Raw genomic sequence first — 379 nt, 5'->3', positions numbered from 1 at the left:
AACAGTTTATATGAAACTCTGAGAACGATTGTATTTTCTTTGGACAGCACTAGAGCTTATTTTCTAGAGCCTTATAGTGAACCGTTTCTCATAAAAAACTTATACGTAGTTAATACGGCTAGACAGAGGATCATTGCAAACGTGTCTCTGCCCGGCGCCTTTGACCTCGCCGTAACGCCGGACAATCAGTATATTTATGCGGCACAGCCCAACGACAATGCTGTGACCGTGTACCGCACGAGCGATTATACAGCTGTGACGGTGATTCCGGTTGGCGCGGGTCCGTCTGCGATTGCAATGTAGAAGCTTTATAGTTCGAAAGAAGCGGGGCGGCGATCAGAGATGTGCTTATATATTGATGATCCGATCTGCTGGATCG

1 protein-coding gene is annotated in these 379 nt (G+C 46.7%); it reads left to right on the top strand.

Going from position 1 to position 379, the window contains the following annotated elements:
- Window positions 1-303, top strand: a 303-nt coding sequence (locus RVS70_RS23170; protein ID WP_414617196.1) for a YncE family protein, incomplete at its 5' end; no start/stop codon positions are given.
- Window positions 304-379 lie beyond the last annotated feature (76 nt).

Origin of the sequence: Virgibacillus sp. M23, from assembly GCF_034190895.1 — a bacterium.
Classification (GTDB): Bacteria; Bacillota; Bacilli; order Bacillales; family Amphibacillaceae; genus Virgibacillus; species Virgibacillus salarius.
Note: the sequence above shows the minus strand (reverse complement) of the source record. Positions and strands in the feature narration are given on the sequence as shown.